Here is a 12,913-nt window from a genome sequence, read left to right as displayed (position 1 = left end):
TGGACCCGTGGACGAGCCGATACCCGTGATGCGGGCCGTGGATCACGGGACCGCCAAGCTGATGCCCGACGTGGACCGCGGGCGGGCGTGGCTGCTGACGGTGGACGGCGCACCCCAGTCGTACGTCGATCTGGACGAGCCGACGCATCTCGAGTTCGAGTACACGCGGCGTCTCGGGCACGTGCTGGACACGGTGGCGGAACCGGGACGCGCCCTGGACGTGCTCCATCTCGGCGGCGGGGCGCTCACCCTGCCCCGCTATGTCGCGGCCACCCGGCCCGGTTCGCGCCAGCACGTGGTGGAGGCGGACGAGGGCCTGCTGGCCCTGATCGGCGAGTATCTGCCGGTGCCCGGCGGGACGGGTATCGAGGTGCACGGCGCCGACGCCCGCAGCTGGATCGAAGCCGCCGCCCCCGCCTCCGCCGACATCCTGATCGCGGACGTCTTCGGCGGCTCGCGCGTACCGGCGCACCTGACGTCCACCACCTACGCGAGCGCCGCCGAACGGGTGCTGCGCCCCGACGGGGTCTACCTCGCCAATCTCGCGGACGCGGCGCCGTTCGCGTTCCTCCGCTCCCAACTCGCCACGTTCTCGACCGTGTTCGAGGAGATCGCCCTCATCGCCGAACCCGGCGTGCTGCGCGGACGGCGGTTCGGGAACGCGGTGCTCGTGGCCTCCCACCGCCCGCTCGACACGGCCGCCCTGGCCCGCCGTACCGCGGCCGACGCCTTTCCCGCACGCGTCGAACACGGACCCGGGCTGCGGGACTTCATCGGCGGTGCCGCTCCGGTGCGCGACGAGAACGCCGTTGCGTCACCCGAGCCGCCCGACGGAGCCTTCGGCATCGGCTGACGCGGGCTCCGCATCGGCCGATGCCGGGATGCCCTGCGCCACCGGACGGGTCCGACGCGTCAGATTCCGGACGTCCGGGACGCACAGCACCGCCGCCGTGACCACCACGACCAGCGTCGCGCAGCCCCACAGCGCGGGCGTACGGCCGAAGGCCTGCTCCGCGGGGCCCGCCAGCGCCGTGGCCAGCGGGACCATGGCGATCGAGCCGAACCAGTCGTACGCCGACACCCGCGAGAGCTTGTCCTCGGGGATCTCCTGGTGGAGCGCCGTCATCCAGGACACGCCGAACACCTCGATCGCCAGACCGCTGACGAACATCACGGCGTACAACGGCCCCACCGGCACGGGGACCGCGAGTGCCGCGGCCGGCGCCGCGAGCGGGAAGACGCACAGGGTGCCCGCGAACAGCAGGCGACGGGGCTTCCAGCGGGTCATGAGCAGCGCGCCGCCGACGGTCCCGGCGCCGAACGCGCCGAGTGCCAGCCCCCAGGGTCCCGCACCGCCGAGACTGTCCCGGGCGACCAGCGGACCGTAGACCGCGTCGGCGGCTCCGACGACCGCGACCACCACGGAGAACTGCGCGACGATCGTCCACAGCCAGGGCCGCCCGACGAACTCGCGCCAGCCGTCGCGCAGATCGGCGAACAGACCGCCGCCGGGCTCACGCGGCGGTATGTGGCTGACGTCGAGGAACGAACGCAGCGCCCCGGCGACCGCGAACGCCACCGCGTCCACGGCGAGCACCCAGCCCGGCCCGATCACGGCCACCATCACGCCGCCGAGGGCCGCGCCGCCGAGGCCCGCGCCCTGCATCGCCATCCGGAACATCGCGAACGCGCGGCTCGCCTGCTCACCGCGGACCGAGGACATCAGCATGCCCTCGGCGGCCGGGTTGAAGAACGCCTGCCCGGTGCCGCCGAGCGCGGACAGCAGCATCATCTGCCACAGTCGTGCGTCCCCGGAGATGACCAGGACGGCGAACACCGCCTGCGACACACAGTTGAGGGCGTTCGCCGCGACCATCACCCGATGGCGCGGCAGCCGGTCCGCGACCGCCCCGCCGATCAGCAGGAACAGCACCAGCGGCAGGGTGCGCGCCGCGGCCACCAGGCCGACGTCGCCGCCGTCGCCGCCCGTCTCGAGAACCGCGAACGCCGCCGCGATGAGGGCGCCCTGGCTGCCCAGGTTGGTGACGACCGCGGCGGCGGTCAGCAGGGTGTAGTTCCGGCCCGCCCAGGAAGGACGGCGGGAGGGTCGGCGCAGGTCGGCGGCTGAGGTCACCGGGAGACTATCGCCGCCCGGTGCTCGACTTGCCAAACCGATTGCGCACGCACCGGGCCCGAACTCCGCCCGGCCGGGGCTCCGCGCCCCTTCTCACCGGGCCGGGGAGGCTCGGCGGGAGGCCGGGAAGCCCGGGCGTCCACGCGTGCGCCCAGGTCCCGGCACGATCAGGAACCCGTCGGCTCGCCGTGCAGCCGTACGGTGCTGAGGATCTTCTGGACGGTCGCGTCCGAGACCTCCTCCGACACGCCCTTGGCGCCGTAGAACGACCAGGACACGAAGTCGCCCGAGGAGTTCTTGAAGGCGAACGTGGTCGCCTTGCCGTCGGAGTCGCACTTGCCCTTCTTGACGACACCCGAGGAGTACGTCGTCGCGACACTGCCCTTGATGCCCGAGGCCGTGGTGTACGCCTTGGGCTTGCCGATCTTCAGCAGCTTCTTCGAGGCGTTCTTCTGGTCGGTGTAGCCGCCGAAGACCCACCAGGCGGAGTCGTTGCGTGCCACGTCGTCGGTGTTCTTCGCACCGCTCTGGCCCTTGGTGCCCGCGGCGGCCAGCGACGAGTCGCTCGAGTAGCCGTCCTTGTCGTCGTCGGACGTGCACCACTTCTCCTTGAGGAACGCGGGCGCGGACATGCCGATGAGCACGGAGCCGTCACCCTTCTTGTCGTCCTCGAAGCCGATGAAGGTGCCGGGCGTCTCGACCTTCCAGTCCGCCGGTACGTCGAAGGCGGTGCCCCACTTCGGGTTCACCACGACCTTCCAGCCGGCGATCGTCGCCTTCTCCTCGTCGCCGCCGCGCGGGTTGTCGTCGCTCCCGTTCGCGCTCGGCGACGTCGAGGCCGACGCCTTCGGGGACTTGGACGTGTCACCGCCCGCGTTGTCGTCCTTGCCGCCACCGCCCAGGACGATCGCTCCGGTCACCCCGGCGGCGATCACGACGGCCGAGGCCGCGATGATCGCGGTGATCTTGGTCTTGTTGCCGCCGCCACCGCCACCGCCACCGCCTCCGGGCGCCTGGGGCGCGCCGAGGGGATCCGACGGTGCACCCCACTGCTGCTGCCCCGGCTGCGGTCCGTACGGATTCGGCTGCTGGTACCCCGGCTGCTGGTATCCCGGCTGCTGGTACGGATTCGGCTGCTGGTACCCCGGCTGCTGGTACGGGTTCTGGTCCTGCGGGTTCTGCTCGCCCCCGGGCGGCTGCTGTCCTGGCCACATGGCCGGTAACGATAGAGGGGCGCGGGACCCGAGTGCCACGGCGGTACCCGAAAGGGCCGGGCCGCCAGGGCACTTGTCCGTTTGATCCCGGCTCAGGACTCCGTCGGATCGCCGTGCAGGCGTACGGTGCTCAGGATCTTCAGGATCGTGGCGTCGGGGATCTCGTTCTTCACGCCGGTGGCTCCGTAGAGGTTCCACGCCACATAGTCGCCCGCGGAGTTCTTGAACCCGAACGTGACGGCTTTGCCGTCGCTCGCGCACTTCCCCTTCTGGGGCGTGTTCTTCGACCTGGCCCACGCGACGCTGCCCGTGACGCCCGATTCCGTGGTGTAGGGCTTGGCCTTCTTGTCGAAGGTGATGCTCTTCTTGTCCGGCTGGGTGTAGCCGCCGAACACCCACCAGGGCACCTGGTTCACGGCGACCTCATCGGTGTTCTTCGCGCCGCTCGCGCCCTTGGTGCCCACGGCGCCCAGCGCGGTGTCCTCCGTACGGCCGTCCTTGTCGTCGTCGTACGAGCACCACTTGGACTTGAAGTAGGCGGGCGCCGACATCACGATGATGGGCTTGTCGCCGGCCTTCGCGTTGTCCTTCTCGAAACCGATCGAGGTGCCCGGCGACTCGACCTCCCAGTCCGCGGGGACGTCGAAGGCCGTGCCCCACTTGGGATTGACGACGACCTTCCAGCCGGCGACCGTCGGCTGCTCGCCCTCACCGCCGCGCGGGTCGTCGTCGGAGGGCGACGCGCTCGGGTCCTTCGGAGCGCTCGTGGTGGGCTTCCTGTCCTTGTCCGTGTCGCCGCCGACGGCCTTGTCGTCCTTGTCGCCGCCGAGCACGAGCACGCCGGTCACTCCGGCGGCCACGACCACGGCGGTGGCCGCCACGATCGCGATCACCTTCGTCCGGTTCCCGTTCCCGCGCGGCGGCTCGGGCGCGCCCCCGGGAGAGGGCGTACCCCACTGCTGCTGTCCGGGCTGCGGTCCGTACGGGCCCGGCTGCTGGTGCCCGGTCTGCTGGTATCCGGGCTGCTGATACGGGTTGGGCTGCTGGTACCCCGGCTGCTGGTACGGGTTCTGGTCCTGCGGGTTCTGCTCGCCCCCGGGCGGCTGCTGTCCTGGCCACATGGCCGTCACCTTAGGGGCGCCTGTGAAACATTTCGGTCACCGCGTCTCGTCAGGCGTGTACCGGAGTGCCGCCCCGTCCGCGCCCTTGATCGACTTCGGCGCCGGGCCGTGGGGCTGGCCAAGGGTTGCTACTCATGGGTAACATCGCGGCATGAGCGCAGACCAGATGACGATCGGCGAGATGCTCGCCGCGACCGTGCCGATGGCCCGGACCCTGAACCTCGAGTTCGTGGAGACCACTCCGGAGAAGGCCGTCGTGGCGCTCCCGGACCAGGGTGACTTCCACAACCACGTCGGCGGACCGCACGCCGGAGCCATGTTCACCCTGGGGGAGTCGGCGAGCGGAGCGATCGTCCTCGCCGCCTTCGGGGACCAGCTCTCCCGGGCCGTGCCGCTCGCGGTCAGCGCCGAGATCGCCTACAAGAAGCTCGCGATGGGTCCCGTGACGGCCACCGCGACGCTCGGCCGCCCCGCTGCCGACGTCGTCGCCGAACTCGACGCCGGCCTGCGACCCGAGTTCCCCGTCGCCATCGCCATCCAGCGCGCCGACGGCGCTGTCACCGGCGAGATGACGGTCGTGTGGACGCTCCGCCCGAACGGCTGAGCCCCACCTCCCACGAAGGGCCCTGATCGGGGAGTGCGACCTGATCGGGGCCCTCGGCCGTTGCGCCGGGGCCCGCCCCGGGGGCCGCGGCCGGTCAGCCGCGCGGCGCTCGTACGGTGACCGTCTGCGTGACGCGGGTGCAGAGCTGTCGCCGGTCGTCCTCGATGTCGCACTCGACGACCGCCGTGTCGCGTCCCACCCGCAGCACGCGAGCCTTCGCGTACGCGGCCCCCTCGCGCACGGGCCGCAGGAAGTGGGTGGTGGAGGTGGTGGTCGCGGGAACGGCGCCCGCGGGGCCGTTCAGCGCCGCGCACACCGCCGAGGCGACATCGGCGAGGCCCATCAGCGCACCCCCGTGCAACCCGCCGCCCGCGGTGGACAGTTCGCGCACGAAGTCGAGTTCGGCGTCGACGCCCTCGGCCGACAGGGCGGTGAAGCGCACGCCGAGGGTCCTGGCATAGGGGGCCATGGCGTAGATGTCTTCGGCGGTGACGGTCACAGCAAGCTCCTTGTGGGAGGGGGCGGGACGGAAGTCGGTGATCCTTTCTATCAACTCCCTTGCGGGCTGGGAGAGTTCCAGGACGGCTTCTCCGTCTGGATCGGCGACACGCGGGTCGTCGACCGCGCCCTTCCCGCGCGGACGTCCTCGCGCCCTTCGCCCGGACGACAGCGGCTGATCAGCGCCCTTCGTCAAGGGGCCCGGCCGGTCCGGCGGTTCGGGCCGACCGGGCGGGCGCCCGGGGGAGTGCTCGGCCGGCAGGAGGAACGCCTCGCCCTTGGCGAGTGCCGGGCCCGGCGGTCAGTACTTGAGCTTGAGGAGGATGCGGGCCAGCTCTTCCAGCTCGGCCGGCTCCAGTTTCTCCGTCAGGGCGGGGGCCAGGGCCTCGCGGCGGGCGCGGTCCGCGCGCTCGAAGAGGTCGCGGCCCTCCTCGGTGATGGTCACCTCGACGGACCGGGCGTCGGCGGCCGAGGGGGCGCGGGTGACCAGGCCCCGGGACTGAAGCGCGTCGATGACCCGGGAGACCTGGCTGCGGCTGATCAGCGCGCAGGAACCCAGATCGGTCGCCGACAGGGGGCCGCCCTGGTGGTAGAGCCAGAGGAGCACCTCGAACCAGGACGCGGGCAGCCGGAAATCGTGCTCCAGGCGGGCGTTCGCCCGCGCCGTGAGGGCGGCACCCACGCCGACGATGCGGTAGTACGCCTGGTCCTCGACCGTCAGCTCCGCCTGCTTCAGCTTGATCTCCGTCACGACACGAGTCTACCCAGTTGCGTGCGTGTGCACGCAACTCTAATATGTGTGTGTACACGCAACCATGGAGGACCGTCATGAAGATCGCCCTTGTCACCGGTACGTCCACCGGCATCGGTCTGGAGGCCGCCGTCCTCGCCGGGGAAGCGGGCTACAAGGTCGTCGCGACCATGCGGGACACCGGCAAGGCCGGGCCCCTGCGCGAGCGGCTGCCCGGCGTCGACGTCCGGCAGCTCGACGTCACGGACCCCGGCTCGGTCGCCGCCTGCGTCGAGTCGGTGATCGCGGACCACGGGCGGCTGGACGCCCTGATCAACAACGCGGGCGCCGGGCACCTCGGCACCATCGAGCTGGAGAGCGTCGACGACGTCCGCGAGGTGATGGAGGTCAACTTCTTCGGTGTCGTCCAGGTGACCAAGGCGGCGCTCCCGCATCTGCGCGCTTCCAAGGGGCGTCTGATCACGGTCACGAGCGTCGGCGGTGTGGTCGGCCAGCCGTTCAACGAGGCCTACTGCGCCGCCAAGTTCGCCGTCGAGGGCTGGATGGAGAGCCTCGCCCCGGTCGTGGGCAGGCTCGGCGTCGCGGTCAGTGTCATCGAGCCCGGCGCGGTGGCCACCGAGTTCGTCGCCAACGTCCGCGCCGACCGTGACATCGAGGCCCTCGTCGCCGGGGCGGGTGTCTACCGACCGGTGATCGGTGCCTATCTCGACCGCACCACGAAGTCGTTCTCCACGGCGCAGAGCGCACGCGAGTGCGCGGAGGTCGTCGTCGGCGCGCTGACGGCCGACGAACCCCGGTTCCGCTACCAGAGCTCCGATTGGGCGGCCGGCTTCACGGGGGTCAAGCTCGCCGACGCCGACGGCTCGGCCGTGCAGGACCTGACCGCGTCCTGGCTGGCGGAGTGAGCCCGGGGGAGTGAACGGGGAGTGAGCCCGGGGAGCGGGCGGTGCCCCTCCGGTCGCGTTCTGCCGCGGCCGGAGCGCACGGCTCGTACGGGCGCGAGACGGCGTCCTGGACCGGCCGGCTCACGTGCCTCCTTCGGTTCTTGTCGGGCGACAGGCTGTTTCCGTTCATTTCATTGACACGAGTCACCTGCGGTCGTAGCTTTCGCGCCGTACCCGTGGTTCCTGACAGTCGGTCAAGTCGCCTCCGGCGCCCAGCGAGTTCAAGGGCCGAACGCGACGGCCGCCGACAGGTGTCCACGCGGTACACGACGGCGTGCCCGCGCACCGAAGGAGTGACGGCCCATGTCCCCGACCTTTTCCCGGCGATCGGCTCTGCGCCTCGTGGGGGGTGCCATCGCGGTCGCCGCGGCGGCCACCTCCGCGGGCCCCGCCCCGCTCGCCCACGCGGAGTCAGGGTCCGGCGCGGGCCCTCGCGTGGAAGGGCTGATCGGCAGACTCACGCTCGACGAGAAGATCTCGCTCCTGCACGGCGCGACCGACCCGGACTCGCTCGGCCAGGCCGGCTACGTCCCCGGTGTCCCACGCCTCGGCATCCCCGCCCTGCGCCTCGCCGACGGCCCCGCCGGCGTCCGCGTCACCCGGCACGCGACCGCCCTGCCCGCCCCCGTCCTGCTGGCCTCCGCCTTCGACCCGGCCCTGGCCCGCCGCTACGGCCAGGTCATCGGACGTGAGGGCCGCGCCCTCGGCCAGGACGTCCTGCTCTCCCCGATGGTCAACCTCATCCGCACCCCGTACGCGGGCCGCAACTTCGAGACCTTCAGCGAGGACCCGCTGCTCGCGGGCGACCTGGTCGCCGCCGAGATCCGCGGCATCCAGGGCGAGGGTCTCATCGCCACCGTCAAGCACTTCGCGCTGAACAACCAGGAGAAGGACCGCCAGTCCGTCGACGTGGTCGTGGACGAGCAGACCCTGCACGAGGTCGAACTGCGCGGCTTCGAGGCGGCGGTCGAGGCCGGTACCGGCGCGGTCATGGGCGCCTACAACAAGGTCGGCGGCACCTACGCCTGCGAGAACCCGATGCTGCTGACCGACATCCTGCGCGAGCGGTGGGGCTTCGGCGGCTGGGTCATGACGGACTGGTTCGCCGCCCACAGCACCGCCGCCGCGATCGCCGCGGGTCTCGACATGGAGATGCCCGACGGCACCTACTTCGGCGCCGCCCTGAAGTCCGCGGTCCGGAGCGGAAGCGTGCCCGAGGCGTATGTGGACCGGGCCGTGCGCCGCGTCCTCGCGGTGATGGACCGCTTCGGCCTGCTCGACGGGAGTGTCCCGGCCCGTCCCGCCCGCGACGCGAAGGCAGGCGCCGCCGTGGCCCTGGAGGTGGCCAAGGCGGGGGCCACCCTGCTCCGCAACGAGCACCGGGCGCTGCCCCTGACCGGCGCGGCGGCCCGCAGCATCGCCGTCGTCGGGCCCACCGGGTCACTCCCCTTCGTCAGCGGCGGAGGCAGCGCGCATGTCGTCCCCGACCGCGCCGACAGCCCTCTCGACGCCATCGGATCCCGCGCGGGCAGGGGCGCACACGTCTCCTACTCCCTGGGCGAGGACCTGTTCGGCAAGCCCGTCCCCGCGAGCGCGCTGAGCCCGGCCCTCTCCACCGAGGGCCAGGGCATCGCCGCGGGGCAGACCTGGACGTACGAAGGGACCCTCACCGTCGCCGACGCCGACGAGTGGACCCTGGTCATCCACTACTCGGGCGAACGCCCCAAGGTCCTCCTCGACGGTGAGGACCTCTTCCCCGTGGCGCCCGGCTACGGCGAGTACTTCTCCGGCGGACTCGTCTCCGCCGCACCCGACGGCCTGTCGGTGCGGCGCAGGACACTGGACCTCGCCAAGGGCGCGCACAAGGTGGAGATCACCGCGAAGGGCGGCACCGGGGGACAGCTGTTCCGGCTGCGGCGCATCACCGGCGCCACCCGCGCCCAGGACGTCGCCGAGGCGGTCGCGGCGGCGCGGGCCGCGCACAGCGTCGTCCTGTTCGCCTTCGAGGACGCCACCGAGGGACTGGACCGCACGACCATCGCGCTCCCCGGCCATCAGGAGCGGCTCATCGAGGCGGTGTCGGCGGCGAACCCCCGGACCACCGTCGTCCTCAACACCTCCTCGTCGACCTCCATGCCGTGGCTGCGGAGGACGGCCGCCGTGCTCCAGATGTACTACCCGGGCCAGGAGGGCGCGTCCGCCACCGCCGCCGTCCTGTTCGGCGACTGCGACCCCGGCGGACGGCTCACCCAGTCCTTCGCCGTCGACGACGCCCATCACCCGGTCGCCGGGGACCCGCGGCGCTACCCGGGCCTCGACGGCACCGAGGAGTACTCCGAGGGCATCCACGCCGGCTACCGCTGGTACGACGCCGGAGGCGTGCGGCCCCTGTTCCCCTTCGGCCACGGACTCTCGTACACCTCCTTCGTGTACGACGGCCTGCGGGTCCGCCGGGACCACCACGGGCTGCGGGCGAGTTTCACCGTGCGCAACACCGGGCGCCGGGCCGGGATCGAGGTCGCGCAGGTCTACGTCGGTCCGTCGCCCGATCTCGGACTCGACCAGGCGGTGAGGGTGCTCGGCGGCTACGAGCGGCTCGCGCTGCGGGCGGGGGAGCGGCGGCGGGTCACCGTCCGCGTCGCGTCGCGCACGCTCTCCTCCTGGGACGCGAGGAAGCACGCCTGGGTGCTCGGCACCGGGCGCCGAACCCTGTGGGTGGGGGCCTCCTCGGGTGACCTGCGGCTCAGTACGGCGGCGGAGGTACGGGCCTGACACCGATGGCGAGGGAGGCGGCCTGACACCGACGGCGAAGGAGGCGTCCGCGAGGACAGTGACCCGGCTGCTCATGCATCCGCGGCGCCCCGCCTCGACGGTGGTCCGCCGGTGACGACCGGGACCGCCCGAGGCGAGAGCGCGAGGGTCCGAGAGCGCGAGGGCCGGTGCGCCGCAGTCGCCCGGGACGCACGCCTGTTCCCTTCCGGCCGTCCATGCCCGACGCTGGCCCGTGGGCGGTGCGTGCGCACTCGCCCGTGGGCCGGGGCGCCGGTCCCCGGACCGGCGAGGAGTGCGGGCGTGGGCGTACGCGGGCGGACGGCCGTCCTGGTGACCGGTGGCAGCGGATTCGTCGGGAGCCATCTGGTCCGGCGGCTGCTGGAGCGGGGCTACACGGTCCGCACCACCGTGCGCGGGACCGCGAGCGCGGCGAAGACACGGCCGCTGAGGGAGATGCAGGAGGCCTTTCCCGGCCGGCTGGCGCTGTTCGAGGCGGACCTGCTGGCCGAGGGGTCCTTCGACGCGGCGATGAGCGGCTGCGGCGTGGTCTTCCATGTGGCGTCGCCGTTCCTGATGCCGGAGAGGATCAAGGACGGCCGCAGGGACATGGTCGACCCGGCCCTGCTCGGCACGCGCAACGTGCTGGCGGGTGTGGAACGGACGGCGACGGTCGAGAAGGTCGTCCTCACCTCCACCGTCGGCGCGGTCTTCGGCGACTACATCGACGTCCGGAGCATGGACGGCGGAGTCCTGTCGGAGCGGTACTTCAACACCACGAGCACGGTCGAGAACAACCCGTACCACTACGCGAAGACGCTCGCGGAGCGTGCGGCGTGGACGGCGGAGGCGGCCCAGGACCGCTGGCGCCTGGTGTCCGTCAACCCGGGCCTGATCCTCGGCCCGTCCCTCACCCCCACATCGGAATCCGGCAGCCTGTTCCTCCTGGAGGAACTGTTCAAGGGCTACTTCTTCTACGGCGCACCCGATTTCAGCTTCACCACGGCGGACGTCCGTGAGGTCGCCGACGCGCACATCGCGGCGGCGGAGCGCCCGGACGCCAGGGGCCGCTACATCGTCGCGGCCGAGACCATGACGTCCTTCCACGACATGGCGCGCATCGTCCGGAGCCGGTATCCCCGCGGTCTCCGGCTGCCCCGCACCGCGCTCCCGCACTGGCCGGTCCGCATCCTGGGTCCGGCCTTCGGACTGACGCAGGACTACATCCGCAAACACCTCGGTATCCGGTTCCGCGTGGACAACAGCCGGAGCGTGCGGGAACTGGGGATCACCTACCGCCCGGTCGAGGAGACGCTCCTCGACCACTACGAGTCCTGGCGGCGGCAGCGCGAGGCCGCCGACGGAGAGGAACGCACGCGTGCCGACCGAGTCGGCGCGTCCTGATCGAGGACACCCGGAGCGCGGACGCCGTACCGGCTCCGACCGGCAGGGCGAGTCCCGCGTCCGGAGGGCCGTTCAGAGCGACCAGGTAGGCTTCCCGGCGGGCGCTCCGGGGAAGCGCACCCCGGGTGATCACGCGAAACGCGGTCGCCCGGGTCACGTACAGCCAAACGGGAGGAACCGGCGTTGCACGTCCAGGACTGGCTCGAGACGGTGCCCGCGGTCAGTATCTACGCGCTCGTGGGCCTGGTCATCGGCCTGGAGAGCCTGGGCATTCCGTTGCCCGGAGAGATCGTCCTGGTCTCGGCGGCGCTGCTCTCCTCACAGCACGAGGGCATCAACCCGTTCATCCTCGGCGCGTGTGCCAGCGTCGGGGCGATCGTCGGCGACTCCATCGGCTACGCCATCGGCCGCAAGGGCGGACGCCCGCTGCTGGCCTGGCTCGGCGCGAAGTTCCCCAGACACTTCAGCGAAGGCCATGTCGCCACGGCCGAGCGTTCCTTCCAGAAGTGGGGCATGTGGGCCGTCTTCTTCGGCCGCTTCATCGCGCTGCTGCGGATCTTCGCGGGCCCGCTCGCCGGTGTGCTGCGGATGCCCTACTGGAAGTTCCTGATCGCCAACGTCCTCGGCGGCATCATCTGGGCCGGCGGCACCACCGCGGTCATCTACTACGTCGGTGTCGTCGCCGAGTCCTGGCTGAAGCGCTTCTCGTGGCTCGGCCTGGTCGCCGCGGTGCTCATCGGACTCGCCTCGATGCTGATCGTCCGCCGCAAGGCGAAGAAGGCGGCGACGGACCACGCCGCGGCGGAGCCGGAGCCGGTCCCCGCCGCCGAGTAGAGCGGCTACTCGTGGATCTCGCGGTGCGCCTTCGCCAGTTCCACGTAGAAGGTGCCGTTAAGCGAGAGGCCCTCGCGCTCCTCGTCGGTCAGCGGGCGCCTGACCTTCGCGGGGACACCCGCGACGAGTGAGCCCGGCGGGACCCGCATCCCCTGGGGCACCAGCGCCTGGGCCGCCACGAGCGAGCCGGTCCCGATCACGGCCCCGTTGAGCACCGTGGCGCCCATGCCGATCAGGCAGTCGTCCTCGACGGTGGCACCGTGCACCACGGCGTTGTGCCCGATCGAGACCCGCTCCCCGATGCTGATGGGGAAACCGGGGTCCACGTGCAGACTGCAGTTGTCCTGCACGTTGCTGTCGGCGCCGATGACGATCGGGCCGCAGTCGGCGCGCAGCACCGCGCCGTACCAGACACTCGCGCCCGCGTGCAGCGTGACGTCTCCGATGACCACGGAGGTGGGCGCCACGAACGCCTCCTCGTCCACCTGCGGCTCCTTGCCGCCGATCCCCTTGATCAGCGCCTGCTGCGTCGTCACCGTGTCACCGTCTCGTCGTCTCGTTGTCCGGTCCCGCTGGGTACACCGGCACCGTATGTCATCACCCCCACCCCCGGTGGGGCGAAGATCACAGCCGTGCGGCC

Annotated in this window: 12 protein-coding genes; 6 read left to right on the top strand and 6 right to left on the bottom strand. The window is 71.8% G+C overall.

Translation table 11 applies throughout. The features are described 5' to 3' along the window. The first annotated feature begins 7 nt into the window (after positions 1-7). Positions 8-853, top strand: coding sequence for a spermidine synthase (locus tag OG788_RS09375; protein WP_406370092.1), 846 nt, complete (start codon positions 8-10; stop codon positions 851-853). Here OG788_RS09375 and OG788_RS09370 read toward each other — a convergent pair. The 3 genes from OG788_RS09370 to OG788_RS09360 all read right to left on the bottom strand — a co-directional run bounded on the left by OG788_RS09370 (position 815) and on the right by OG788_RS09360 (position 4,469). Then, positions 815-2,134 carry an MFS transporter gene (locus OG788_RS09370; protein ID WP_351534811.1) on the bottom strand — a complete coding sequence of 440 codons (1,320 nt, stop codon included), beginning with the start codon at positions 2,132-2,134 and terminating at the stop codon, positions 815-817. The genes OG788_RS09375 and OG788_RS09370 overlap by 39 nt on opposite strands. A 167-nt stretch (positions 2,135-2,301) precedes the next feature. Beyond that, positions 2,302-3,348 (bottom strand): hypothetical protein, encoded by a 1,047-nt coding sequence (locus OG788_RS09365; RefSeq protein WP_406370090.1) that lies wholly within the window; start codon positions 3,346-3,348, stop codon positions 2,302-2,304. A 92-nt stretch (positions 3,349-3,440) separates the two neighbouring features. After that, positions 3,441-4,469 (bottom strand): hypothetical protein, encoded by a 1,029-nt coding sequence (locus OG788_RS09360; protein ID WP_406370088.1) that lies wholly within the window; start codon positions 4,467-4,469, stop codon positions 3,441-3,443. A 151-nt stretch (positions 4,470-4,620) separates the two neighbouring features. On the opposite strand from OG788_RS09360, the gene OG788_RS09355 reads away from it, so the two are divergent. Then, on the top strand, positions 4,621-5,073 hold the full coding sequence (locus tag OG788_RS09355) for a DUF4442 domain-containing protein (RefSeq protein WP_356748714.1): 453 nt from the start codon (positions 4,621-4,623) through the stop codon (positions 5,071-5,073). A gap of 94 nt (positions 5,074-5,167) precedes the next feature. Here the strand turns inward: OG788_RS09355 and OG788_RS09350 are convergent, their stop codons facing one another. Together OG788_RS09350 and OG788_RS09345 are read right to left on the bottom strand one after the other, a co-directional pair. Next, on the bottom strand, positions 5,168-5,572 hold the full coding sequence (locus OG788_RS09350) for a PaaI family thioesterase (protein ID WP_406370086.1): 405 nt from the start codon (positions 5,570-5,572) through the stop codon (positions 5,168-5,170). 300 nt (positions 5,573-5,872) lie between these two features. After that, positions 5,873-6,322 (bottom strand): MarR family transcriptional regulator, encoded by a 450-nt coding sequence (locus OG788_RS09345; RefSeq protein WP_356748710.1) that lies wholly within the window; start codon positions 6,320-6,322, stop codon positions 5,873-5,875. A 77-nt stretch (positions 6,323-6,399) separates the two neighbouring features. Here OG788_RS09345 and OG788_RS09340 point away from each other — a divergent pair, with 77 nt between their 5' ends. From OG788_RS09340 to OG788_RS09325, 4 genes are all read left to right on the top strand, one after another. After that, positions 6,400-7,227, top strand: coding sequence for an SDR family oxidoreductase (locus tag OG788_RS09340; protein WP_406370084.1), 828 nt, complete (start codon positions 6,400-6,402; stop codon positions 7,225-7,227). A gap of 342 nt (positions 7,228-7,569) precedes the next feature. Continuing rightward, entirely contained in the window at positions 7,570-10,038 is a 2,469-nt protein-coding gene (locus tag OG788_RS09335) for a beta-glucosidase (RefSeq protein WP_406370083.1), read from the top strand. Between the two features lie 300 nt (positions 10,039-10,338). Then, complete coding sequence (locus OG788_RS09330; protein ID WP_406370082.1) at positions 10,339-11,439, top strand: NAD-dependent epimerase/dehydratase family protein; 1,101 nt, start codon at positions 10,339-10,341, stop codon at positions 11,437-11,439. A 183-nt stretch (positions 11,440-11,622) separates the two neighbouring features. Further along, the gene (locus OG788_RS09325; protein ID WP_406370080.1) at positions 11,623-12,273 is read left to right on the top strand and encodes a DedA family protein; all 651 of its coding nucleotides are present in this window, start codon (positions 11,623-11,625) and stop codon (positions 12,271-12,273) included. Positions 12,274-12,278: 5 nt separating this feature from the next. Here OG788_RS09325 and OG788_RS09320 read toward each other — a convergent pair whose 3' ends face one another. Beyond that, positions 12,279-12,809 carry a gamma carbonic anhydrase family protein gene (locus tag OG788_RS09320; protein WP_406370078.1) on the bottom strand — a complete coding sequence of 177 codons (531 nt, stop codon included), beginning with the start codon at positions 12,807-12,809 and terminating at the stop codon, positions 12,279-12,281. Positions 12,810-12,913 lie beyond the last annotated feature (104 nt).

Origin of the sequence: Streptomyces sp. NBC_00647 (assembly GCF_045207245.1) — a bacterium.
Taxonomy (GTDB): Bacteria; Actinomycetota; Actinomycetes; order Streptomycetales; family Streptomycetaceae; genus Streptomyces.
This window is presented reverse-complemented; position numbering and strand designations above follow the sequence as displayed.

What these genes read in the sequence shown, in the direction of transcription:
- OG788_RS09360 (WP_406370088.1), bottom strand. Translation starts at nt 4,469, where the DNA reads ATGTGGCCAGGACAGCAGCCGCCCGGGGGCGAGCAGAACCCGCAGGAC.
- OG788_RS09340 (WP_406370084.1), top strand. Translation starts at nt 6,400, where the DNA reads ATGAAGATCGCCCTTGTCACCGGTACGTCCACCGGCATCGGTCTGGAG.
- OG788_RS09335 (WP_406370083.1), top strand. Translation starts at nt 7,570, where the DNA reads ATGTCCCCGACCTTTTCCCGGCGATCGGCTCTGCGCCTCGTGGGGGGT.
- OG788_RS09365 (WP_406370090.1), bottom strand. Translation starts at nt 3,348, where the DNA reads ATGTGGCCAGGACAGCAGCCGCCCGGGGGCGAGCAGAACCCGCAGGAC.
- OG788_RS09355 (WP_356748714.1), top strand. Translation starts at nt 4,621, where the DNA reads ATGAGCGCAGACCAGATGACGATCGGCGAGATGCTCGCCGCGACCGTG.